Genomic DNA, 21,278 nt, shown 5'->3' with positions numbered 1-21,278 from the left:
AGCATTGTTTAACATAGCTTTGAGGAAAGTTTTATGGCGCTCACAAAAGCCGAACTTGCAGAAAACCTGTTTGATAAATTGGGATTTAGTAAACGGGACGCCAAGGAAACGGTGGAAGTGTTCTTTGAAGAGATTCGTAAGGCACTGGAAAGTGGCGAACAGGTAAAACTGTCAGGTTTTGGTAACTTCGATCTTCGTGATAAGAACGAACGACCTGGTCGTAACCCGAAAACTGGTGAAGATATTCCAATTACTGCTCGACGTGTCGTTACGTTCCGCCCGGGTCAGAAGTTGAAAGCTCGCGTAGAGAACTTAAAGGCAGACCAGTAAGCCATGTAACATGGATTGAGACCACGCTTTGTCGTGGTCTTTTTGTCTGTAGGTTTCGGTATTTACTAAAGAACAAATAAAAAAACCACCGCAATTTCGGTGGTTTTTTAGTATTAAGTACATCAGTTTATGTCAATTATGCCGCTTCTAAGTGTGTCGTTAGGTATGGATGCCATGCCTCTTGATACAAGTTTTTAGATTGCGTACGCATGTTTCTAATTGATGCCATTTCTAAGTCATTCAAATGGCGATCCTCCACTAGAGCTTGACGCTCTAATTTCTGAATCTGTTCATATAAGTCGTGTTCTGGACCGTTTTTTACATCCGCAATAGCTTTTAAATGCAGCTGCACTTCGGCAACGAGGTTGGTCTTAGGTAAACGAACTAAGAGGTTTAGGTCTCGATAACCGGAAGCTGTTGGTTTTTTAAAGCGGTTTTTCACTTTCACTATCGTTGTTTCACGCTCTAACGCTTCGTATACCGAAACCAAGCTTGCTACATCGTCAGCAACAATGGTTGCACGTGCTAAGTCAGTGATTCGGTTTACTTGACCGTCCAATTCGTGAACAATTTTCTCTTCGGCACGGTGCTGAGATTTAACGCCAGCAAAGTAAGGCTGAGCATCAGTAAGAAGGGCAGTACTTTTACAGATAGTCTCTAGCTCGAACTGCGCTTGGTGAGCTTTGCTGTAAAGTACGTCGAAATCTGAATAAGGCTGAGTTGGTTTGGAGTCGATTGACTGAATACCATACAAACCACTAAGGCTATGTTTGAACAATTTTGAACAAACTTCGTTTTGACTAGCTGAACGATCTTGTTCGTTATTTGTGACATTTGGAAGTGCGGCGAACGCCGGCGCACGGCTTAGTACTAGAAGCATCAATGCTGTAGTACGTAGAAATAAGCTCATTCACTCTCCTTAACTTGCTTGCACTTAGAAAATGGGTAACGAAAAGGTCACTAAGATTCGCAAATCAGGTACTACCTATTTAATGGGGGCTCTGTGAAAGATTCCAAGGCTGAGTTTTAACCTAATAGTAGAATCGTGTTCCAGATCACCATTTCGCTTGCCTTTATTCTGACAACCAGAAAAAGGAAGGGTTCATTCTTGAACGATAGCTATTCTACCAATGCTGTATTAACCAAAGATGAACAACATAGACAAATTTGAAAAAATCATTAGTCTTAGCCCACAAAGTAGCGTTAATGCTCATTGTATTTATCAGCCGACAAGTAGAAGTAAAATGAGAGATCAAGAATTTTGGCACAACAAATGGGCGAGTAACCAAATCGGTTTTCACCTAGATGATGTAAACCCACTATTGCCAGTATTTTGGCAACGCACCAACCCAAAACGTGAAGACATAGTGTTGGCTCCTCTGTGTGGTAAGTCTGAAGACCTAATTTGGCTTGCGACGAAACATGACGAGGTTCAAGGTGTTGAGCTAAGCCAAATTGCGGTAAGAGCATTTTTTGCTGAGCATTTCTATACCCCGACCGTTACGTCGATTAACGGCATGCATGAGCTGTATCAGTTCGACGAGCTGTCCATTTATACAGGTGACTTTTTTACTGCGCCAGTTTCTAAAGCCGATATCATTTATGATCGTGCAGCCTTGGTTGCATTGCCTCAAGAGATGCGAGAAGAATACGTAGTTCGTCTTAAGCAACTGTTGAACCCTGGCGGACGTATTTTACTTGTGACTCTTAACTACCCACAGGATGAGATGTCAGGACCTCCATTTAGCGTGCCAGTCGAAGAGATTGAACAGTTGTTTGCGGGTGATAAGGTAACTTGTTTGAATGTCGACCAAGCCGACGAAAACCATCCGAAAATTGCGAAGAAAGGTCTAAGTCGCTTCTCTGAAGAAGTGTACTTAATAGAGAGCGAATAAAGGGCTTTCGAACCCACAGAAAGAAAAAGCGCAGCCAAATTGAGCTGCGCTTTTGTATATATTGAGCTGATTAACGAAATCAGTAAACGATCTTTACTTTAGATGCGCTGTTCACTGCATCTTCAATCGAATCTTCAATCGTTTTACGGCGAGTTAAAACGACACCTAAGCGACGGCGACCGTCGATTTCTGGCTTACCAAACAAGCGAACTTGTGTTTGTGGTTGAGCCAGTGCTTTTGCAATATTATCAAAGCGGATATCGGTGGAGGTGCCTTGCCCAAGAATGACTGCTGATGCTGAAGGACCATACTGAACGATGCTGTTAATCGGCATACCAGTAAACGCGCGAACATGAAGTGCAAACTCAGACATTTCTTGAGAAATCATGGTTACCATGCCAGTGTCGTGTGGGCGAGGGGAAACTTCATTAAAAATAACCTTATCGCCTTTAACAAATAGCTCTACACCAAAGAGGCCGTAGCCACCTAGTGCATTAACGACTTTCTCTGCTGTGTATTCAGCCGCTTTGATGGCGTTGTCTGACATTGCTTGTGGCTGCCATGATTCACGGTAATCACCATCCTCTTGGCGATGCCCGATCGGAGCACAGAAATGCACTCCGTCAGCTGCGCGCACGGTTAACAGTGTGATTTCGTAATCGAAGTCAATAAAACCTTCAACAATCACACGTCCAGCGCCTGTACGCCCACCTTCTTGTGCATAATCCCACGCGGTTTGAACATCTTCTTCTGATTTGATAACGCTTTGACCTTTACCTGAAGAGCTCATCACTGGCTTCACAACACATGGGATACCAACATGTTCTACTGCCGCTTTAAAGTCCTCAAAGCTATCAGCAAACTGATAAGGGGAAGTGTTTAGCGCCAACTCTTCAGCAGCAAGGCGGCGAATGCCTTCACGGTTCATTGTTAACTTAGTTGCTTTCGCTGTAGGAACAACATTCAAGCCTTTCTCTTCTAATTCGACTAATTTGTCGGTCGCGATAGCTTCAATTTCAGGAACCACGTAAGCAGGTTGCTCTTTGTTGATGATCTCTTCCAGTGTCTGACCATCAAGCATGTCGATGACGTAGCTACGATGCGCCACTTGCATCGCTGGAGCATCGGCATAACGGTCGCATGCGATTACTTCCAAACCAAGACGTTGGCATTCAATTGCCACTTCTTTACCAAGCTCGCCAGAGCCCAAAAGTAATACACGGGTAGCATGAGTGCTAGTAGCAGTACCGAACATAGTGTTCCCTTACAAAATAAAGTGATGAAACAGAAATTGCAGAGGATCATACTGATTTTTACGGATGAAGCAAACGTTTGCGCATGGTTTTTGATAATAAAAAAGGCCCTACTTCAAGTAGAGCCTATCTCTTAAGCATCGTATGAATTAAACGTTCACAAAACTCACTGGAATATCAGGATTTAGTGCTTCTAGCGTTGATTGAGTATCAGCTAGGTGACTGATCTTGCCTTGTGAGTTTTCAACCAAGGCTGCTGCTTTGATGTCTTCAAGCTGCTCACCCGACATCAAGATCTGAATCAGAGCAACTTGAAGTGGAGGAAGGCTAGGGTTGAACGCTGCATTCTCTGCATACGCGCCTTGGAATACGCGACCGCTGTTCATCTCAAGCGCAATACCGCTTAAGTTGTTAGTGTATGGCGCGTGGCTGATGTTCATCGCATTGACGGCTTTTTGGATTAAAGCATCGTCTTCATCACAAACAAACTCGTGCTTCACCTCAGCCATAAGACCTGACTCAATGCCTAGATCCGCTGGACCAAACGCTTCAGGAAGGTAGTGATGAAGTGACTTTTCTTCACGTTCTGGTAATTGGATCTTCAGTTCTTTCGCGGTGCTTAGTTCATTCATGAACTGACGGCAGTGACCACAAGGGCTGTAGTTGATGGTAATGTCTTTTACGCCATGTTCGCCTTTCATCCAAGCGTGGCTAATCGCGCACTGCTCAGCATGAACGGTTTGACCTAGTTGAACACCGAAAAATTCCATGTTCGCGCCAAAATAAAGACGACCTGATAGGCCGCGAACAATCGCACCTACATAAAACTCAGAAATCGGAGCGTAAGAAAACGCTGCGGCAAAAGGAAGTAGAGCAACACGAAGCTCTTTGTCTGAAAGGTTGGTAGCGTTCAGCAGCTCATCAAACTGTTGCTCAGAAATAGTGGCATCAAAATCGTCAGCGAGAACGATAGGAGCAAGATGTGTTGAAAGTGCTTCAGGAGCGCTTGCTAGCGCCTGTTCAATGCGACTTTTCATGTCGAATCCTTGTTATTGCATGGACAGTTATTCTATGCGAAAGATGGAAATGTTCTGTGCTTTAGATCACGTTAATGTCTGTAATGATAATTTACGTTACATAGTTAGAGTGAGCTCACACATGTATTCGATTGCACAGAGGCTTAACGTTATCTCTGTCCCATAAATAACTATATCAACTCAGATTCATACTGCGAATTTTTTGGAAAGGAGTTAAAGCCTGCTCAGTCTATTTACGTCAAGAAAGAGCAGGCTTTGGCATTTATCTTTATTGGTATAACCAAACGGCTAAAGCAAAGAAGCTTGGCGCAAGTATCGATGTGATAATACCGCACAACACGAGTGCGAGTGATGAAAAGGCAGCATCACCGGGTTGTTTCTCTGCGCAAGTTGCCGTACCAAGCGCGTGGGAAACAGTACCCATTGTTAATCCGCGCGCAATAGGGTGTTTGATGCCGATAAGATTGAAGATTGGATACGCCAAAATCGCACCGAATAAGCCAACAATAAGCACAAGAATGGCGGCAACAGCGGCTTCACCACCTAAGTGGCTAGAGATTTCCATCGCGATAGGGGTAGTTACCGATTTGCCTACTAAGCTTGCAATGAGACTGATGTCTGCTTTGAATGCAACGGCAATCAGTGTCGCTGTTAGCATCGACATCACGCTGCCTAAAGAACAAGCCAGCGCGATAATGCGCCAATTGGCTTTGATTTGAGGCAGTTGCTCATAGAGCGGATACGCTAGCGCAACAACAGCGGGTTGGAGTAAGAAACTGATGTACTCGTTATCGGCATAGTAAGTCTCGAACGGTACCTTCAAAAAGGTAAGCAATGGAATTAACACAGCAATACTGATCAGTAGCGGATTCGCGATAGGATTATTGACCTTAATGGCGATTTGACGTGCTGCGAGGAAAACAACAATAGTGACAATTAACCACATATTAATGCTTCTCCTTTAGCAAGTAATCTAAGAACCATGCCAAACTGACCAGTACAATCAGTGAGCCGCCAACTGCACTCGCAATAATAGGGAGCGCGTTTGCCAACAACATATCAAAGTGTTGCATCAAACCAACACTGATTGGGACGAACAATAAGATCATGTAACGAATAAAAAGCGTTGCTCCTGGCTTTACCCATTCAACTTTAACTAAGCCAAGGGTCATAGAGAAAAACAGCACAAGCATGCCAAGAACACTTCCGGGAACGGAGATGCCAGCGAATTTTTGAATTGTGTTGCCGATACCAAGTGCTCCCATAATAAGTGCGAGGGAAATAAGCAAATGGATCAGCTGTAGTAATCGGTCTTTAATCATTTTGACAGCATATAAAACAACAAACACACCCGAAGGTGCGTTTGAACAAGGTAAGAAATTAGGAGGCTAGGCTCTCTACGTAACGATAGACAGATTTTAATAGTGCTATCTTCTTTTCGTCACTTTCATGTTCGTGAACTAAGTTTTCTAAATTCAGCATGTACTCTTCAATTTGGCTTTCGAAAACTTCACGACAGTGTTGTGCCCAACGTCTTTGTTCTTGTTCATCCAGTGTGCCAGCGTAGTGACGGGCACGGTAACGGAACAACAGTGGTTTAATTCGTTTATCGTCGAATTCGATATCAAGCGCTGCGAGGTTGTTTGGATCCGTTTCTCGGATGATATCCATTGCTGCTCGATCGGCTGGGGAGAAAAATCCATCGTACAGCTGCGTATCAACGTCATCGCTCTTTTCGAATTCACGCTCAATAGAGAATAGACTAATAAGTTTGTCTCGGATCTCTGGATGCTGACGAAGTAAAGCAAGATTGCTTAAGCATTTTTGGCGATCAATACCAATCAACTCTGCGTTTTCGGCTGTCAAAGTCTTTGCAGGAGCAAGAATAGGGCACTTATTCAAATGCACCAGTTTGACAGGAACAGGAAGCAAGTCTCCTAATTCATCGCGTTTGGTGTACAAGCGTTCTTTTAGCTCTTCTGCCGAAAGGTCGAGGATCGGCTGAGGATCTTTTGCCAAGTCGATCGTGATAACGGCGTTGTTGTTTGTTGGATGCCAAGCGACAGGTACGATCCAGCTTGTATACTGGCATTCACGTCCTAACATGCCAGAAACGTGCATTAACGGTGTCATGTTGACGATATCAACAAGGTCGTTCAGCTTGCGTTTGTTACGCATAGAGAAAAAGTAATCAAACAGCTTTGGTTGTGCCGCTTTGACTTTCTTCGCCATTTCGATGGTCGCGATGACGTCGGCCATCGCATCATGGGCGTTACTGTGCTCGATACCGTTGGCTACCGACAAGTGCTCCAATTTAAAGCTGGTAAAGCCTTCATCATTTTCTGGCCATTCCACGCCTTCTGGCCGAAGCGCATGACATGCGCGCATTACGTCCAACAAATCCCAACGTGAGTTGCCGTTTTGCCAGCTCCATGCGTAAGGGTCGATAAAGTTACGATAACAGGTGTAGCGTGTTACTTCATCATCGAAACGAATACTGTTATATCCAAGGCTAGTGGTCTTTGACTTCGAAAGCTCTGCGTGAATTTTTGCAATAAATTCTGGCTCGGGTAAGCCTTCTTGCATTGCTTTTTGCGGCGTGATACCGGTAATCAAAGCTGCTTCGGGAGAAGGGAGGTAATCAGCAGGTGGTCGGCAATACATGACTAATGGTTCGCCGATGATATTGAAGTTTTCATCTGTACGAACACCAGCGAATTGGCTCGGACGATCTTTGGCTGGACTTGTACCCCAAGTCTCGTAGTCAAAGAAGAAAAAAGTGGGCTGATTATCTTGGTGCATTCTGCTTACCGTTTACGGAACCGATGGGAGTATTAGACCATTCAACGCCTTGACTCGCAACGAAAGATGCAAGGTGAAGTTGTGAAAATGAAAAAGAGGTCGTATAAGCATCAGCTCGATAATTTATGTCTGGTTAGCGTGTAAGCAGTAAGGCATTTCTTTATCGAATAACTGGCGCTATTTGAGCGCTGTGTATTTTCCTAACCAAAATCCAATGTCATTAATAATCGGGTTTCGTTAGACATAATGTTCGGTGAGCGGTGTACCAAGCCCGTATGCTCATTACCTATCCAGCGTCCACCCTTAAGAAGGGCAACATCACCACAAGCAAGTTGCTGTATATCAGACTCTACGTCATATAAGCCCGACTCTGAATCTGGCAATCCGTTACTCCCGCGCCCCAATTTAGAGCGATCGACAGTACTATTTTGAAGCCATTGCGTGCCGCTACCAAAATAGCTCGTAACCAATCGGCAAGGTACTTGGTCAACGTGAAAGCGGGGACACATTGCGCTATTAAGCGTTGCGAGGCGTAATCCTGCATCTTTTAGTTCAAACAAATAGCAGAACATATCAACCAACTCAGCAATATTTCTTAGTAGCACTTCTGGCGCTTTTCCGTCAGTTGCGAATTGCAACGTTTCTAAAGCATTTTCTGGGGAGACGCTCAACGACTTACCAAAGTTGGGGTTTGATGTAACAAACACTTTGCTTGCATCAATAAGTTGTTGATCAAATTGACGCTGCCAAATCGCGATATTTATGTCTTCTTGATAAATGTCTGCCAGCACCGTCGGTTCTTTCCGTGCACTGAAACATGCAGTTTTGTGTGTGTTTCCCAAGGCTTCAGTTGTAATGGACTCGGTTAAAGTTGAAGTCATGATATAACCTCCGATGTTATTCGTATGCGGCTTTAGTTTGTTGAAATGTTATATCATAACAAATATGGCTAACAAACCTATTTGCCGTAAATCTTATTTAGACTCTAGTAAGTCTTTGAAAGAGGTTAGGGAGATTCGCCATGGTTTTATTTTAGCGAGTCTGAAAACCAAAAAAGCCGACGGGAAAACCATCGGCTTGATTATTTGAGTGGTTGAAACAGTGAGTGATCTACGCTTTTTGTTCTTCCAATCGTGTCTCTTTTTCAGAAGACTTCAATAGTCGACTAGTAATCGTACCTGCTGTCATCGCGCCAGAAACATTAAGTGCAGTACGTGCCATATCAATTAGTGGTTCGATAGAGATAAGTAACGCGGCAATCGTTACTGGCAATCCCATTGCAGGGAGTACGATAAGTGCAGCAAACGTTGCGCCGCCGCCGACACCGGCAATGCCAAATGAGCTGATGGTGATAATCGCAATCAATGACAGAATGAAGTTAATTTCTAAAGGGTCAATGCCTACTGTCGGGGCAACCATAACTGCTAACATCGCAGGGTAGATACCAGCACAACCATTCTGACCTATTGTTGCGCCAAACGATGCCGAGAGGTTAGCAATTGCAGGTGGCACATTAAGCTTAGTGATTTGCGCTTCAACGTTCAGTGGAATCGTTGCCGCTGAACTGCGTGATGTAAATGCGAAAGTTAGTACTGGCCAAATCTTCTTAAAGTACTCTGTTGGGCTCACACCAACGAAAGACACTAGCAGTCCGTGTACAAGGAACATAAGCAAAATAGCAACGTACGATGCTACGATGAAACCCAACAAGTTAAAGATGTCACCAGCACTTGAGGTTGCGACCACTTTTGCCATTAATGCCGCGATACCGTAAGGCGTTAATGCCATGATCATCTTAACTAAACGCATCACGATAGACTGAGCGGCTTCAACGAAAGTACGAATAGGAGATTCCAATTCTTCTTTTTCTGCCATGACTTTTCGTGCGGCGATACCTACCAAAACACCAAAAATAACCACAGCAATGATAGAGGTCGAGCGTGACCCCGTTAGGTCAGCGAATGGGTTGGTTGGAATAAAGCTAATTAGCATTTGGGGAATAGTCAGGTCACTCACGCTGCCTGCTCGGCTCTCTAATACAGCAATACGAGCGGTTTCGCGCGCACCCTCGGTCAAGCCCTCTACTGACAAGCCAAACGTTGAGGTGACAACAATACCGATAAGTGCAGCAATCGCGGTAGTTACTAATAAAACAGAAATCGTTAGGCCAGATATTTTGCCCAGTGAGCCGCCTTTCTCCAATTTGACTACCGCAGCAATCATAGAGACAAGTACTAATGGCATTATCACCATCTTCAACAGGCCAACATAACCACTGCCAACGATGCCAACCCACTCAAGCGTTTGAGCAATCACAGCGCTGCCCTCACCATGAATCAGTTGTAGAGCAAGACCGAAAAGTGAACCGGTAACTAGGCCTACCAGAACAAGACGAGATAGGGTGTTCTGTTTTTGTTGCTGGCTAAAAAGTAAGAATAGTATGGCGACAAACACCGCCAGAGAGGCAACCACTGAGAAATTCATAATTTGACCTTATCAATCAGCGCTAAATGCTGACTGTTTTTTTATATAGAGCTATAAACTGATGGCGTAAGATAACGCTCGGGATATAACTTTAAAAATGAAAAACAGGTATTAGATAGATCTAAAATGAATATAAATACGCGACGCACTTCTCGTTAATCATTGATTTAGAGCGAATTCCAACCAGATTTCTAATCGTAGTGCTTTATGAGGTCGAGCATTTCTCTCCGATGCAAATAAACGATAGGGTCTTGTTGATAGCTGAAAACTTGGTAAATCATCGCTTTGGCTACATCTTGGGCATGAATTGGCACAAAGTTAGCCAAATTACCCAGCATAAGTGGCCTTATGACTTTGAAAAGCGTTTGAATGAGCTTTTCATCAGTTCGAGGGTTTTCACGTTGACCGACTAAGGGGCCAGGTCTTGCAAACACCACTTCATCAAAGCCCATTTTCTCGATGTTTTTTTCCATGTGGCCCTTACAAGCAAGATAATGAGATGATGAAGAGGCTTTTGCACCTAAGCTGGAAACCACAGCTAGGCGTTTCACACCGATCATCTTCATTTGTTGCGCGACTTTACACACCAATTCCACATCGATTCTGCGCAAAGCATCTTTACTACCTGCTTGTTTTAGCGTCGTTCCTAAGCAAATAAAGCCGACGTTTGGGGTAGGTTGTTGTTCGTCCCAGTCATGAATGGCTAACTCAGCATCTAAGATGGAAATAATCTTGTTGTCAGGATCGGCGACATCAGTCAACGATTTTCGAGAAAGGGAGTAGAGCGAATCAATACTTGGTTGTGAAACCAATTTATTGATGACAGCTTTGCCGACAAGCCCCGTCGCACCAGCAATGATGACGCATGCGTTCGTGTTGTTACTCATTGTCTTCTTCCTCATAGAGAACAAATGCTTACGCTATTGTAGCTGATTTACCTGAACAAACATTAGGCATGAATACAATGTTTGATATTTAACTTGTTTGTTTTGTCTTTTCAAAAATAAAAAGACCCGCGGGACAAACGGGTCTTTTTTATTAGGAGAATGATAAGGGTATGGATCGCCGAGGTTGGCGGGTTGGGTTAGGCTTGCCTCTCTTAGCGGGGCGACGACTTTGATTGGCAAACATAATTTCTCGCTTTTTTGTTAAGGACGATTTCTTTAAAGCATCACACGTGCCAACTTTCAAAATACAGACGATGAGGCAATCAGCTCTCGCTTCATTTACGCCTATTTTTTGTTGGGTGATCTATTGGATAATTTTATTTATCAATACCTTAAGTTGTTTGGTTAGACTGATTTTGACCATCGGACGTTATCAATTAGAGCGCTGAAAAATAAATGACTGAGACTGAGTTGGTTTAAGTTGAATGCTTTCCTTAGTGGAACAAGCTTGTTGAAATAACATTTTTATCAATATGACAGTCGAAATGACAACAATGCCAGTCAAAAAGAGAAAATTAGGTGAAATTGCACACAAGAGGCGTACACTTGTTGTCTTTAAAAAACGAGCCATTGGCTCATTCGAGACTTTTCAGACCAAGGACGTCGTATGAACATAGATCTCAGTACGCTTGCGCCAACGCAGGTGTACCATTTGATGACTCAAACTGTCATTCCTCGCCCAATCGCTTGGGTGCTCACAGACTCAGGTGAGAAAAACTTCAATCTCGCTCCATTCTCCTACTTTACTGCAGTCTCCAGCCACCCACCTTTATTGATGATTTCTGTGGGGAAAAAGCCCAATGGTGACATCAAAGACACCACGCGAAATGCATTAGAGACAGGTAAGTTGGTTATCCATATTGCACCCAGCGATCTCGCGGATAAAGTCACTTTATCTTCTGCCACATTAGAACATGGGGAATCTGAACTGGAGATGACTCAACTTGAGACGGTTGATTTCCAAGGTTTCGAATTACCACGCTTAGAGGGCGCGCCAATTGCATTCGGCTGTAAGTTGCATGAAGTGATAGAGATGGGGGAGACACCACAAAGTTTGATCTTTGCAGAAATTGAACTCATTTATGTCGATGAACGGGTCATATCCATGGAAGGTGATCGTTTAAAAGTCGACGCTCTTGCGGTTGACCCATTAGCAAGGCTTGGTGGAAATGAGTACGCCACGTTAGAAAAAACTTTTTCTGTCGCTCGTCCAAAATAAAGCATAAGGAATCATCATCATGGATCGCTCTTTTGCCTCAGAAATTCAAGCTCGCATTGATAACAAAACCAAACCAGTAGGCGCTCTTGGTTTGCTCGAAAAAGTGGCGCTAGAACTGGCGTTAATTCAAAGCCAAGATAAGCCTCAAGCGGTTGAAACAATAGAAATTCGCAAACCAACCATGTTGGTATTCGCTGGTGATCACGGTATCGCCGAAGAAGGGGTGAGCATTGCGCCAAGCGCTGTGACTCAACAAATGGTGGCGAATTTTCTCGCTGGTGGCGCCGCCATTAACTGTTTCTGCGATCTCAACCAAATTGACTTTAAGGTCATTGATTGTGGCATGTTGTCACCGATCGATACCTTAGTTCCTGACTTTAAAAATCATCCCAACTTGATTGAGAAACGTCTGGGAAATGGCACGGCAAACTTTGCTAAACAAACGGCGATGTCACTAGAACAAGTCGCGCTAGGTTTGGAATATGGTGCCCAAGTCGCGCAGCAGGCGATCCTTAATGGCTCGAACTTATTGATGTTTGGTGAGATGGGGATTGGCAATACCAGTTCTGCATCGGCATTGTTAACTGCTCTGAGCCCATTGGAAGTCGACCATTGCGTTGGCTATGGTACGGGTATTACGCAAGAGCAGCTAAACCGTAAGATCAAGTTAGTCGCACAAGGTGTGAATCGCTGCCGTGACCTTGATTGCAAAGGCGCACTGGCACAAGTCGGTGGGTTTGAAATCGTGCAAATGGTTGGCGCATTCTTAGAAGCGAAACGCCACAAAACGCCTGTTTTAGTCGACGGATTTATCGTCTCTGTAGCCGCTTACGTCGCGACTTTATTGGATGAAGAGACGCGAGATTACATGCTGTTCGCTCATAACTCAGAAGAGAATGGGCACAAGTTTGTGCTGGAATGTTTGCAAGCGGAGCCTCTCTTGGATCTTGGTTTGCGTTTAGGTGAAGGAACTGGAGCAGCGCTTGCTTTGCCACTGGTAAAAGCGGCGGCTCAGTTTTACAACAACATGGCAAGTTTTGAGAGTGCGGGAGTGACGGTTTAGTGTCTGCTTCGGATAATACACTTCATTCAGAGACTTGTTCTTTGCGCTATCAGAGTGAGCTTTTCTTGCTCGCAGTAAGCTTTTTTAGCCGTATACCAGTGCCTTCTGATTTACCTTACAGTGAAAAGCGCATGAACCAAGCAGGCCGATATTTTGCTTTGGTCGGTGTGTTGCTTGGGCTACTGTGCGCAGCTGTGTTTTCACTGGCAAGTTTATTGTTCCCAAACTCAGTTGCCATCGTGTTAACTATGGCTTTTAGCCTATTGCTTACCGGCGCGTTCCATGAAGACGGTTTAACGGATATGGCGGATGGCATTGGCGGTGGTATGACGTTAGAGCGCCGCTTAACCATCATGAAAGACAGCCGCATTGGGACGTACGGCGCGGCAACGCTAATGATGGCGCTGCTGGCGAAGTTTGTATTTTGGAGCGAGTTAGCCAATGAACCTCAATTTTGGCTGATGATTGTTGTGGCGTACACCGTGAGCCGAGCACTGGCTGCCACTCTCATATACGACATGCCTTACGTTAGTGACGCTGACACCTCGAAAAGCAAATCGTTAGCGAATAAACAATCGAGCTTAGAGGTCGCGATACTGCTCTTAACTGGTGGGGTTGTCGCGTTGTTATTGGGCGTGACTCAGGCTGCTGTGGTTGTATTGGTATTGGCACTGTTTCGTGTCGGCTTTAAACGCTGGCTGACCAAACGTATCGGCGGATTTACTGGCGATTGCCTTGGTGCCGCGCAGCAGCTTTCAGAGTTGCTTGTTTATCTCATTCTTATCGCATTTAGTCATTCATTATGAAGCAACTTATTCTAGGTGGTGCTCGCTCAGGAAAGTCGAGCTTAGCAGAGAGCAAGGCGCAACAGTGGGCAAAAAATAAAAACGGAACGCTTCACTATGTGGCGACGGCATTGCCTTTTGATGATGAAATGAAGCAACGCATTGCTCACCATAGACTGCAGCGAGGGGCTGGGTGGATTGAACATGAGTGTCCGCTTAACTTGCCTGAGCTCATTTGTGAATTTTCGTCTCAAGATGTCGTGTTAGTTGATTGCCTTACGCTTTGGCTCAACAACTGGATTTTTGAACTCGGTGATGACTGCTGTAATGAGCGGTTAGAGGAGCAAATTGAGTTGTTGGTGAATGCGGCGGCGCAATCTGACGCGACGCTGATTGTTGTTTCTAACGAAGTCGGTATGGGCATTGTGCCGCTCGGCGCCGTCAGTCGTTATTTTGTTGATAATGCGGGACGGATGAATCAAAAGTTGGCGACAGTGTGTGAGCATGTCACGTTTGTCGCCGCAGGCTTGCCGCTTGAGCTCAAACCACAGGAAGGGAAAAGATGAAAACGTTGAATATCTACTTACTGCGACACGGAAAAGTGAACGCCGCCCCAGGTTTACACGGACAAGTCGATTTAAAAGTGGATGATGTTGAGCAACGCAAAATTGCTCAAGCCTGGCAACAAATGGATCGAGAAGTCGAAGGGGTCATCAGCTCTCCTTTGTCACGTTGTCACGACCTTGCTGAGATACTTGCTGAGCAGCAACTTTTGCCTTTAAGTGTGGAACCACAACTTCAAGAATTGGATTTTGGTGATTTCGACGGCATCCCATTTGACATGCTTTCTGAGCACTGGAATAAGCTTGATGCGTTTTGGAAAGCACCGGCACAACACACCTTACCGAATGCCGAGAGCTTGGATGATTTCTCTCATCGTGTAACTTGTGCTTGGTCTCAAATCATCAACGATATCAATGACAACTTGCTAATTGTCACGCATGGTGGCGTAATTAGAATGATTCTTGCCCATGTATTGGGTGTAGATTGGCGCAATCCGCGATGGTATTCGACATTAGCGATAGGAAATGCGTCAGTAACACATATAACAATTACCATCGATGATCAGATTTACGCCTCAGTTCGTTCGATAGGCGTACCACTATTTGAAAATTAGTCACGGAAGTAGCCAACGCTTGGATCTCTACCGAGTTTAAGAGAGAAAAGGGCTGGCTCGATTACATCAAAAGGAACCATAAATGACCGCTCCTAGCTGGGATTTATCCATCGTTTATAACGATCTCGCTGACCCACGAATTCAAGATGACATTGCCCTTGTAGAGCAATGCATTGACCTACTCAATAAACAGTCTGCCGATTGTAACTCTGTTGAAGTGATGCAAAACGCAATCTTAACCAGCGAGGCGGCAAGCCGTTTGGCTGGCACTATTGCGAACTTCGCTAACTGTTACGCGTCAGTGGATGCGACAAATGCAGAGGCGAAAGCACTGCTAGGTCGTATGACGCGTATCTTCTCCGAGCTTTCTCAAGCTTACAGTGCCTTTGAGCTTAAATTGACTCACGCTGATGAAGAGTTCATTACTCGCGTTTTGGATCATGAAAATCCAGACATTAATGGTCAGGCGTTTTCAATCCTGAACTCTCGCAAACTGGCTGACACACGCCTAAGCACCGAAGAAGAGAAGTTATTAGCGGCAATGAGCGTGGATGGAAAATCGGCGTGGGGTAAGCTTTACAATAACCTTACAGGTTCATTAAAAGTTCAATTAGAACATCCGGATAGCGAGAGCGAAGAACTCGGCTTCTCCCAAGCGGCAAGTATTCTTTATGGCTCGGAGTTTGAGCGTCAAGAAGGTGCATGGCGCGGTGTGCAAAAGGCGATGGCCACACATCAAGAATCGTTCGCAGCGATTCTCAATGCACTTTCAGGCTGGCGTTTAACGGAAAACAAAAAGCGTTCTGTTAAACGTGATGTTCATTTCCTTGACCCAAGTTTGCACGGTAGTCGAATTAAAGCTGAAACGCTTGATTCAATGATGACGGTTGCAAAAGACAGCCGTGACATAGGCCAGAAAGCGGGCTTACTAATGGCAAAAGTGCACGGTTTTGATGAGATGAAACCGTGGAATCATCTTGCTGCGATGCCTGCTTTGAGTGGTGAAGCGAAAGTTTACCCTTTCGATGAAGCAATCGACGTCATTTGTGAAGCGTTCGAAACCGTGAATCCAGACATGTCCGAGTTTGTCCGCATGATGGTACAAAACGGTTGGATTGATGCAGCACCCAATGCCAATAAACGTCTTGGTGCGTACTGTACCAAGCTGCCAGCGACACGTACGCCACTTGTCTTTATGACGTGGAGTGGTAGCCGCTCAGACCTGATGACGCTTGCTCATGAGCTTGGTCATGCGTTTCACAACTGGGTGATTCGTGACTTGCCGCTTTGCCAAACGTACTACCCAATGACGTTGGCAGAAACTGCCTCGATTTTCGCTGAAAACATCGTTCGTGATCATCTGATTTCAAAAGCAGAAAGTGTGGATGACAAGCTCGAAATGTTGTGGGAAGAGCTTTCTTCGGCGTTGGCGCTGATGATCAATATTCCAGTTCGTTACGAATTCGAAAAAGCGTTCTACGAGCGTCGCCAAGAGGGCGAACTGACAGCAGATGATTTCTGTGAGCTAATGTCAGAAACGTGGAAAGATTGGTATGGCGATGTGATGAGCGAAGCTGACCCCTATTTCTGGGCGAGCAAACTGCACTTCTCAATTTCTGGAGTGAGTTTCTACAACTACCCATATCTGTTCGGCTTCTTGTTCAGTAAAGGCATTTACGCGCAGCGCGCTTCGAAAGGTGAGAGCTTCTACAGTGACTATGTGGAATTGTTGCGTGATACTGGCAATATGATGGCAGAGGACGTAGTAGCCAAACACTTATCGATGGATCTTACGCAACCAGAATTTTGGCAGCAGAGCGTCGAACTCGTTCGTGACAAAGTAGACGAATTTGAACGTTTACTCGCACAACGTAGTGAGTAAGTACGAAAAGTTGATCAGATCGTGATGATCTTATTTAGGGCTGTGGTAAAGTTCACAGCCCTAACACTTTGTAATTGTTCAAAAAACATACGCCTCAATGCTTGGTTTGAGTGCATGGTCCGGAAAGGTATGGGATTTTCGTGAAAATTGACGGTTTCTACTCATAAGTGGGATCGCAACAACAAAAATCCTTTGTACAATTTATTAACATACCTGCCGTGCTATTAAGGAGTAACGCATGACGAAGTCTCTCTTTCGCCAATCGTTTTTAACTGACACGTTAGATGTTCATATTGATGTTGCGCCAGCGGAGCAGGTGCTGACTAACGGTGTAAAACTGAAACTCTATCAACGTGGTGTGCTCGAAGTAATTCCTGATGACTACACTCAGGAGACCAAGAACATCATCATTTCATGCGGTGTCCATGGGGACGAAACTGCACCGATGGAGTTAGTGGATTCAATCATTAAAGACATTGAATCCGGTTTCCAAAAAATCGAAGCTCGTTGTCTATTTATTATCGCCCATCCAGAATCAACACTGGCCCATACGCGATTTCTTGAAGAAAACCTCAATCGTCTCTTTGACGACAAACAACACGAACCAACCAAAGAGCTAGCTATCGCAGATACACTCAAACTGTTGGTGAGAGATTTCTACCAAGACACTACGGAAAACACTCGTTGGCATCTTGATTTACACTGTGCGATTCGTGGGTCAAAGCATTATACCTTTGCGGTGAGTCCGAAAACGCGCCATCCGGTACGTAGTAAAGCACTTATTGATTTTCTAGACAGCGCACATATTGAAGCGGTGCTACTGTCTAACTCTCCATCGAGTACATTTAGTTGGTTCAGTGCAGAGAACTACGGCGCTCAAGCTTTGACGATGGAGCTTGGTCGTGTTGCTCGCATTGGTGAAAACGATCTCGATAAGATGACTGCATTTGACCTCTCTTTACGTAATTTAATTGCAGAATCAAAAGCAGAGCACTTATCTAAGCCATGTATTAAGTACCGCGTAAGCCGTACGATTGTGCGCTTGCACGAAGATTTCGATTTCATGTTTGATGACAACGTCGAGAACTTTACCTCATTCGTTCACGGCGAAGTGTTTGGTCACGATGGTGACAAACCGTTGATGGCGAAGAACGATAACGAAGCCGTTGTTTTCCCAAATCGCCACGTCGCGATTGGTCAACGCGCAGCGTTAATGGTGTGTGAAGTGAAAACACGCTTTGAAGATGGCGAATTAGTCTACGATTGATGCGAGTAAGCCCTAAAATAGGGTAAATAAGCATACTAAGTCATTTGCAATTTACCGAGGCTTAACTGTAAGGTTAAGCCTCGTTTGTATTTATCGGCCACTATGGATTTTCAACAACTTATCCTGAACAAGGAGCGACGCTGGCAACGCAATCTTTTGATTATGTCAGTGATTCTCGTGCTGCTCTCTGCCATTCATTTGATGGTCGGAGAGGTTTTCCTTTCTCCTTTTCAATCTCTTTCTGCGTTTGAACAAAAACTGTTATTGGATTTGCGTCTGCCACGTTTGGTAGCCGCTGCGATAATTGGCGCCGCATTAGCGGTCTCAGGGGCAACATTGCAAGTCTTACTTGGGAACGTATTAGCCGAACCCGGCGTTCTCGGGATCTCGGGGGGCGCGAGTTTGGCGATGGTGCTAGCTATGTTTGCTTTGCCTGTTTTGCCTTCCCCAATGATTTTTATGTTAGCCGCGATCGCTGGCTCGATGCTATTCACCGTCATATTGGTTGGCATAGCGCGGGCGATGCATCTCACTACCGCAAGGCTGCTGCTTGTCGGTGTTGCTCTGGGTATTCTGTCGAGCGCCATTGTGACTTGGGCATTCTACTTTAGCGATGACTTAAGCCTCCGTCAGTTAATGTACTGGTTAATGGGCAGCATTGGTGGTGCAAGTTGGTATCAGCACACCGTCACTTTAGTCATGCTACCTGTGCTGATTTGGCTCTGCAGCAAGGGCAAGCCACTGGACAAGTTGATGCTTGGGGAAATCCATGCCACTCAACTAGGTATTGATGTTCATCAGATGCGTTGGAAGCTCATTTTTGCAATTTCCATTCTCGTTGGTGGTTCTGTTGCATTGGGTGGGATCATTAGCTTTGTGGGCTTAGTCGTGCCGCATTTGCTTCGATTAGCGTTTGGTACAGAAAACCGTTACCTGTTGCCTCTGTCGGCAATATCTGGCGCAGCTTTATTGGTGTTTGCGGATATCGGCGCGCGTTTGTTGCTCGATTCCGCAGAGCTACCTCTCGGAGTGATGACCACTTCTATCGGTGCGCCTATCTTCATTTGGATGCTGGTGAAAAGTCATGATGCACGTTAAGCACATCGCAGTTGGAAGTCGACTGCTACCGTTGTCCTTTGAATGTAAGCCGGGTGAGGTTGTGCATGTCGTGGGTCCAAACGGCTCTGGGAAAAGCACATTACTTGGCGCGATATCTGGAACCTTAAATCAGCGTGAAGGTGTAAGTGGGGAAGTACTTGTCGACAATAACGACCTGCTCACAATGCCACTTTCAGAACAAGCGCATATCCGTGGTTATTTGTGTCAACAATCAAGACCTGCGTTCAATGTTGACGTCTTTCAATACTTAGCACTTTCACTGCCAACGGGTGCCAATATCGGCAATGAGAAAGTACGGGACGTAGTCAATATCGTTATTGAGCTGGTGCAATTGCAAGACAAGCTTCATCGAAGCATTCAGACATTATCCGGTGGTGAATGGCAGCGTGTCCGTCTAGCTGGAGTGTGCTTGCAAGTGTGGCGCACAATTAACCCATACTCTCAGCTATTGATTTTGGATGAACCCGCAGCGCCGTTGGATATTGCCCAAGAAGGACTGCTATATCAGCTCATTAATGCAGTCGCTGCGCAAGGCATCGGGGTGTTGGTCGCAAACCACGACCTAAATCGAACGCTAAGGCATGCTGACAAGGTACTACTGCTCAGTAACGGCGTATTGCATTCTTCTGGTGATGCCGATGAGGTGCTATCAGAAGAAGGATTAGCTGCGGTGTTCCAAACTCAAGTTAAGAAAGTCTTAGTAGAAGAAAGGCCGTATCTAATTTTTGATTAGTATCCTAAAGGAAGACAGAGCATCCAGATGCCAAGCGTTTATTTGTTGCGAGACTAAAACAGAGGCATCTGATGTGAATGGGACTTCTTGATATCTAATGGGTTATCGACCTCCTTAAAGTTCTCCACCCAAACTTTATTACTTCTCGGAAACTCTCGTCGGAGGGCTTTCTTAACGTGTTTACGCGTACTGACCAAATCTCCCGTCATCGTTTGATTGTGATACCCCGTTTCAACAACTTGGAACTCGCAGTCAACTAGGCAACAAATCAGAAAGCCGCGATCTCTTTTGTAAGTCTTAAACTCTACCGCTTCTTTAGGCTGCAATTCTTTGAGCTGTTTTTCGACTAACGGCAACACCTGAGATATATGAATCATAGGTAATCCACGATATGGTAACTGAGATAAGGTTATCAGAGAGATAGACCTCAGAAATATCAATAAATACTGAACAGGTGTTTAGTTTGAGCATAACAATGCAGCTGGGAATGCAACGCGCAGATTCAATTTGGATGAATTCTCGAAAGTTGTCCAATAAAGCTCAGAATAAAAAAGCGCCCACAATATCGAGTATTGTGGGCGTTGAATTTTATCTGTAGTGCCTTATGGACGACTTACTGTGTAAGTGGCTTAAGGTCGGCAGGGCGGTAGTAAACCGATTTTAGAACCTTGCCTTTACGTACCGTTTTGCCTTCAGATACAAAATCTTCTGCGCATTTCGCAATGATGTATTCGCCTTTTTGAACTGCCATCAGCTTGATGCCTTGTTCAGCGTAGAACGCTTCTGTTTCTGCGTATTCCTGTTCGTTGCGACACACTTTGCTCATGTTGCTTGAATGCACTTCGTCCCAGCAAGGGATAAAGTCGATACCACGGTTCACCGCTACGTTAAGCAGTAGATCGATCAGGTAACTGATCGCTAGGTTATCTTCAACTTTGCTTTCACCAAGGTGTACTAGACGACCCATTAGAACGTAAACGCTGTCAATGATTGCGTCTGCTTGCTCTGTTTTGCAATCCGCTTCCGCTAGTTCAGTAAGCTCTTCGATCGCAAGAGAAGTGTGTAGCGTATCTGCTTGTACGTCTAGGCTTGCAACATCCGCCACTGGTAGGTCGAAAGTGCTACGGAACTCGGTGATGTCACGGTATAGGTGATCAAAAATCTCTTGGGTTAGCTTTGACAGTTGCATTCTAATGTCCATTGAATCGATTGAAGTCGCAATCATATCAAACCGAACTTTAATCCCCAAGCGATCCCATTCTAACTGGTTAGAATTCTGTCTCTT

General features: G+C 45.0%; 22 protein-coding genes. 11 read left to right on the top strand and 11 right to left on the bottom strand.

The window, feature by feature from the left end; translation table 11 throughout:
* The first annotated feature begins 33 nt into the window (after positions 1-33).
* Positions 34-330 (top strand): integration host factor subunit alpha, encoded by a 297-nt coding sequence (ihfA, locus tag ITG12_RS03960; protein ID WP_005427969.1) that lies wholly within the window; start codon positions 34-36, stop codon positions 328-330.
* Between the two features lie 136 nt (positions 331-466).
* Here the strand turns inward: ihfA and ITG12_RS03955 are convergent, their stop codons facing one another.
* Entirely contained in the window at positions 467-1,240 is a 774-nt protein-coding gene (locus tag ITG12_RS03955) for a RelA/SpoT domain-containing protein (RefSeq protein WP_038868633.1), read from the bottom strand.
* A 334-nt stretch (positions 1,241-1,574) separates the two neighbouring features.
* Here ITG12_RS03955 and ITG12_RS03950 point away from each other — a divergent pair, with 334 nt between their 5' ends.
* On the top strand, positions 1,575-2,225 hold the full coding sequence (locus ITG12_RS03950) for a thiopurine S-methyltransferase (RefSeq protein WP_038874729.1): 651 nt from the start codon (positions 1,575-1,577) through the stop codon (positions 2,223-2,225).
* A 79-nt stretch (positions 2,226-2,304) separates the two neighbouring features.
* On the opposite strand, the gene purT is transcribed toward ITG12_RS03950, so the two are convergent.
* The 8 genes from purT to ITG12_RS03910 all read right to left on the bottom strand — a co-directional run bounded on the left by purT (position 2,305) and on the right by ITG12_RS03910 (position 10,688).
* On the bottom strand, positions 2,305-3,480 hold the full coding sequence (purT, locus tag ITG12_RS03945) for a formate-dependent phosphoribosylglycinamide formyltransferase (protein WP_038874732.1): 1,176 nt from the start codon (positions 3,478-3,480) through the stop codon (positions 2,305-2,307).
* A gap of 147 nt (positions 3,481-3,627) precedes the next feature.
* Entirely contained in the window at positions 3,628-4,515 is an 888-nt protein-coding gene (gene cdd, locus ITG12_RS03940; protein WP_038874734.1) for a cytidine deaminase, read from the bottom strand.
* Between the two features lie 268 nt (positions 4,516-4,783).
* Entirely contained in the window at positions 4,784-5,461 is a 678-nt protein-coding gene (locus ITG12_RS03935; protein ID WP_038874735.1) for an LrgB family protein, read from the bottom strand.
* A gap of 1 nt (position 5,462) precedes the next feature.
* Positions 5,463-5,837 carry a CidA/LrgA family protein gene (locus ITG12_RS03930; protein ID WP_038868628.1) on the bottom strand — a complete coding sequence of 125 codons (375 nt, stop codon included), beginning with the start codon at positions 5,835-5,837 and terminating at the stop codon, positions 5,463-5,465.
* Positions 5,838-5,895: 58 nt separating this feature from the next.
* Positions 5,896-7,317: an exodeoxyribonuclease I gene (gene sbcB / locus ITG12_RS03925; RefSeq protein WP_038874738.1), complete on the bottom strand. Its 1,422-nt coding sequence runs from the start codon at positions 7,315-7,317 to the stop codon at positions 5,896-5,898.
* A gap of 200 nt (positions 7,318-7,517) precedes the next feature.
* Entirely contained in the window at positions 7,518-8,198 is a 681-nt protein-coding gene (locus ITG12_RS03920; protein WP_038874741.1) for a DUF1826 domain-containing protein, read from the bottom strand.
* 229 nt (positions 8,199-8,427) lie between these two features.
* Entirely contained in the window at positions 8,428-9,801 is a 1,374-nt protein-coding gene (locus ITG12_RS03915; RefSeq protein WP_038868624.1) for an L-cystine transporter, read from the bottom strand.
* 191 nt (positions 9,802-9,992) lie between these two features.
* Positions 9,993-10,688, bottom strand: coding sequence for an NAD(P)H-binding protein (locus ITG12_RS03910; RefSeq protein ID WP_039974532.1), 696 nt, complete (start codon positions 10,686-10,688; stop codon positions 9,993-9,995).
* 667 nt (positions 10,689-11,355) lie between these two features.
* Between ITG12_RS03910 and ITG12_RS03905 the strand changes: the two genes are divergently transcribed.
* The 9 genes from ITG12_RS03905 to btuD all read left to right on the top strand — a co-directional run bounded on the left by ITG12_RS03905 (position 11,356) and on the right by btuD (position 19,993).
* On the top strand, positions 11,356-11,967 hold the full coding sequence (locus ITG12_RS03905) for a flavin reductase family protein (RefSeq protein ID WP_248873688.1): 612 nt from the start codon (positions 11,356-11,358) through the stop codon (positions 11,965-11,967).
* 19 nt (positions 11,968-11,986) lie between these two features.
* The gene (gene cobT / locus ITG12_RS03900) at positions 11,987-13,030 is read left to right on the top strand and encodes a nicotinate-nucleotide--dimethylbenzimidazole phosphoribosyltransferase (protein WP_248873686.1); all 1,044 of its coding nucleotides are present in this window, start codon (positions 11,987-11,989) and stop codon (positions 13,028-13,030) included.
* On the top strand, positions 13,030-13,836 hold the full coding sequence (locus ITG12_RS03895; protein ID WP_248873684.1) for an adenosylcobinamide-GDP ribazoletransferase: 807 nt from the start codon (positions 13,030-13,032) through the stop codon (positions 13,834-13,836). Before cobT ends, ITG12_RS03895 begins: the two co-directional genes overlap by 1 nt.
* A complete protein-coding gene (cobU, locus tag ITG12_RS03890) occupies positions 13,833-14,381 on the top strand; it encodes a bifunctional adenosylcobinamide kinase/adenosylcobinamide-phosphate guanylyltransferase (RefSeq protein ID WP_248873682.1) in 549 nt (182 codons plus the stop codon). Before ITG12_RS03895 ends, cobU begins: the two co-directional genes overlap by 4 nt.
* A complete protein-coding gene (gene cobC, locus ITG12_RS03885) occupies positions 14,378-14,992 on the top strand; it encodes an alpha-ribazole phosphatase (protein ID WP_248873680.1) in 615 nt (204 codons plus the stop codon). Before cobU ends, cobC begins: the two co-directional genes overlap by 4 nt.
* A gap of 82 nt (positions 14,993-15,074) precedes the next feature.
* Positions 15,075-16,874 (top strand): M3 family oligoendopeptidase, encoded by a 1,800-nt coding sequence (locus ITG12_RS03880; protein WP_248873679.1) that lies wholly within the window; start codon positions 15,075-15,077, stop codon positions 16,872-16,874.
* A 238-nt stretch (positions 16,875-17,112) separates the two neighbouring features.
* On the top strand, positions 17,113-18,141 hold the full coding sequence (locus ITG12_RS03875) for a succinylglutamate desuccinylase (protein WP_063345203.1): 1,029 nt from the start codon (positions 17,113-17,115) through the stop codon (positions 18,139-18,141).
* A 102-nt stretch (positions 18,142-18,243) separates the two neighbouring features.
* Positions 18,244-19,239, top strand: a complete 996-nt coding sequence (btuC, locus tag ITG12_RS03870; protein WP_248873676.1) for a vitamin B12 ABC transporter permease BtuC — start codon at positions 18,244-18,246, stop codon at positions 19,237-19,239.
* Positions 19,226-19,993 (top strand): vitamin B12 ABC transporter ATP-binding protein BtuD, encoded by a 768-nt coding sequence (btuD, locus tag ITG12_RS03865; protein WP_104026244.1) that lies wholly within the window; start codon positions 19,226-19,228, stop codon positions 19,991-19,993. Before btuC ends, btuD begins: the two co-directional genes overlap by 14 nt.
* Positions 19,994-20,046: 53 nt before the next feature.
* On the opposite strand, the gene ITG12_RS03860 is transcribed toward btuD, so the two are convergent.
* Together ITG12_RS03860 and ITG12_RS03855 are read right to left on the bottom strand one after the other, a co-directional pair.
* Complete coding sequence (locus tag ITG12_RS03860) at positions 20,047-20,370, bottom strand: hypothetical protein (RefSeq protein WP_248873674.1); 324 nt, start codon at positions 20,368-20,370, stop codon at positions 20,047-20,049.
* A gap of 236 nt (positions 20,371-20,606) precedes the next feature.
* On the bottom strand, positions 20,607-21,182 hold the full coding sequence (locus ITG12_RS03855; protein ID WP_248873672.1) for a nucleoside triphosphate pyrophosphohydrolase family protein: 576 nt from the start codon (positions 21,180-21,182) through the stop codon (positions 20,607-20,609).
* Positions 21,183-21,278 lie beyond the last annotated feature (96 nt).

It is taken from the genome of Vibrio sp. ED002, from assembly GCF_023277445.1.
Lineage (GTDB): Bacteria > Pseudomonadota > Gammaproteobacteria > Enterobacterales > Vibrionaceae > Vibrio > Vibrio jasicida.
The sequence above is the reverse complement of the archived record's forward strand: the minus strand, read 5'-3'. Positions and strand labels throughout refer to the sequence as shown.

What these genes read in the sequence shown, in the direction of transcription:
- ihfA (WP_005427969.1), top strand. Translation starts at nt 34, where the DNA reads ATGGCGCTCACAAAAGCCGAACTTGCAGAAAACCTGTTTGATAAATTG.
- ITG12_RS03955 (WP_038868633.1), bottom strand. Translation starts at nt 1,240, where the DNA reads ATGAGCTTATTTCTACGTACTACAGCATTGATGCTTCTAGTACTAAGC.
- ITG12_RS03950 (WP_038874729.1), top strand. Translation starts at nt 1,575, where the DNA reads ATGAGAGATCAAGAATTTTGGCACAACAAATGGGCGAGTAACCAAATC.
- purT (WP_038874732.1), bottom strand. Translation starts at nt 3,480, where the DNA reads ATGTTCGGTACTGCTACTAGCACTCATGCTACCCGTGTATTACTTTTG.
- cdd (WP_038874734.1), bottom strand. Translation starts at nt 4,515, where the DNA reads ATGAAAAGTCGCATTGAACAGGCGCTAGCAAGCGCTCCTGAAGCACTT.
- ITG12_RS03935 (WP_038874735.1), bottom strand. Translation starts at nt 5,461, where the DNA reads ATGTGGTTAATTGTCACTATTGTTGTTTTCCTCGCAGCACGTCAAATC.
- ITG12_RS03930 (WP_038868628.1), bottom strand. Translation starts at nt 5,837, where the DNA reads ATGATTAAAGACCGATTACTACAGCTGATCCATTTGCTTATTTCCCTC.
- sbcB (WP_038874738.1), bottom strand. Translation starts at nt 7,317, where the DNA reads ATGCACCAAGATAATCAGCCCACTTTTTTCTTCTTTGACTACGAGACT.
- ITG12_RS03920 (WP_038874741.1), bottom strand. Translation starts at nt 8,198, where the DNA reads ATGACTTCAACTTTAACCGAGTCCATTACAACTGAAGCCTTGGGAAAC.
- ITG12_RS03915 (WP_038868624.1), bottom strand. Translation starts at nt 9,801, where the DNA reads ATGAATTTCTCAGTGGTTGCCTCTCTGGCGGTGTTTGTCGCCATACTA.
- ITG12_RS03910 (WP_039974532.1), bottom strand. Translation starts at nt 10,688, where the DNA reads ATGAGTAACAACACGAACGCATGCGTCATCATTGCTGGTGCGACGGGG.
- ITG12_RS03905 (WP_248873688.1), top strand. Translation starts at nt 11,356, where the DNA reads ATGAACATAGATCTCAGTACGCTTGCGCCAACGCAGGTGTACCATTTG.
- cobT (WP_248873686.1), top strand. Translation starts at nt 11,987, where the DNA reads ATGGATCGCTCTTTTGCCTCAGAAATTCAAGCTCGCATTGATAACAAA.
- cobU (WP_248873682.1), top strand. Translation starts at nt 13,833, where the DNA reads ATGAAGCAACTTATTCTAGGTGGTGCTCGCTCAGGAAAGTCGAGCTTA.
- cobC (WP_248873680.1), top strand. Translation starts at nt 14,378, where the DNA reads ATGAAAACGTTGAATATCTACTTACTGCGACACGGAAAAGTGAACGCC.
- ITG12_RS03880 (WP_248873679.1), top strand. Translation starts at nt 15,075, where the DNA reads ATGACCGCTCCTAGCTGGGATTTATCCATCGTTTATAACGATCTCGCT.
- ITG12_RS03875 (WP_063345203.1), top strand. Translation starts at nt 17,113, where the DNA reads ATGACGAAGTCTCTCTTTCGCCAATCGTTTTTAACTGACACGTTAGAT.
- btuC (WP_248873676.1), top strand. Translation starts at nt 18,244, where the DNA reads ATGGATTTTCAACAACTTATCCTGAACAAGGAGCGACGCTGGCAACGC.
- btuD (WP_104026244.1), top strand. Translation starts at nt 19,226, where the DNA reads ATGATGCACGTTAAGCACATCGCAGTTGGAAGTCGACTGCTACCGTTG.
- ITG12_RS03860 (WP_248873674.1), bottom strand. Translation starts at nt 20,370, where the DNA reads ATGATTCATATATCTCAGGTGTTGCCGTTAGTCGAAAAACAGCTCAAA.
- ITG12_RS03855 (WP_248873672.1), bottom strand. Translation starts at nt 21,182, where the DNA reads ATGCAACTGTCAAAGCTAACCCAAGAGATTTTTGATCACCTATACCGT.